Genomic DNA, 1,325 nt, shown 5'->3' on the forward strand with positions numbered 1-1,325 from the left:
GACCACTTCGCGGCCCGGCCCGCGCCCGCACCCCGGAAGGCCCGCCCATGAACCGTCCCCCCGCCATGACGCCCTGGCCGCTGCGCGACCTGCTCGGGCGCGCCGTCGTCGAGCTGGACGCCCGCGGCGCGATCTTCGACCTGCCGACCGGCAAGTGGCACCGGCCGCTCGAAGGCGTCGACCTCGCCGACTCGGTCGGCGGCCACGCCGTCGGCACGCCCCTGGGCCCGGCCGCCGGCCCGCATACGCAGCTGGCGCAGAACCTGGCCCTGAGCTGGCTGGCCGGGGCGCGCACGCTGGAACTGAAGACCGTCCAGGTCCTCGACGAGCTGGAGATCCCGCGCCCCTGCATCGACATGGCCGCCGAGGGCTACAACGTCGAGTGGAGCCAGGAACTGCGCCTGGACGAGTCCCTGCGCGAGTACGCGAAGGCCGCGCTGCTGATCGCGGTCCTGCGCGCCTGGGAGCCGGTGCGCGCGGCGGTGGGCGAGCCCGGCGGCCACGTCTTCGAGCTGTCGTGCGGCTACGACCTCGCCGGCGTGCGCAGCGCGCCGATGGCCGCGTTCCTGGACCGCCTCGGCGACGCGCGCACGGCCGTGGACGCGCAGCGCCGCGAGATCCCGCGGCCGCTCGCCGCCCTGCGCGACGTCGAGGTGCCGGCGCGCCTCTGCACCGGCGCCACCCTGAGCACCTTCCACGGCTGCCCGCCGGGGGAGATCGAGGACATCGTCCGCCACCTGATGACCCGCCACGGCCTGGACGTCACGGTGAAGCTGAACCCCACGCTGCTGGGCCCCGACGCGGTGGCGGCGATCCTGCACGACCGGCTCGGCTACCGCGACGCGGCCCTGGTGCCGCAGGCCTTCGCCGAGGACCTGGCCATGGACCGCGCCCTGGAACTCGTCGACGGCCTGGCTGATTTCGCCCGCGCGCAGGGGAGGCGCTTCGGCGTCAAGCTCACCAACACCCTGGTGGTGGCCAACGGCCGCGGACGTCTGCCGGGCGAGCAGGCCTACCTGTCGGGGGCGCCGTTGCACGTGCTGGCCGCGACCCTGCTCGCGGAGCTCGACGCGCGCCTGCCCGGCCGCCTGGCCCTGGCCGGTCGGCCCGGGGGCGAGGTGCCGGTGTCGTTCTCGGCCGGGATCGAGCGCGGCAACGCGGCCGAAGCCGTGGCGCTCGGGCTGGCGCCGGTGACCGTCTGCAGCGACCTGCTGAAGCCCGGCGGCTACGGCCGCCTGTCCGGGATGCTGCGCCGCCTCGCCGAGGAGATGCGCGCCGCCGGCTGCGCCGACCTGGCGGCGTGGCGGGCGCGGGCCGCCGCCGCG

Annotated in this window: 1 protein-coding gene; it reads left to right on the top strand. The window is 76.5% G+C overall.

Annotated elements, in window-relative coordinates:
* Window positions 1-47: 47 nt before the first annotated feature.
* Window positions 48-1,325 (top strand): glutamate synthase (locus Q7W29_00835; GenBank protein MDO9170360.1); only part of this gene is annotated, 1,278 nt, incomplete at its 3' end.

This window comes from bacterium (assembly GCA_030654305.1).
Lineage (GTDB): Bacteria > Krumholzibacteriota > Krumholzibacteriia > LZORAL124-64-63 > LZORAL124-64-63 > PNOJ01.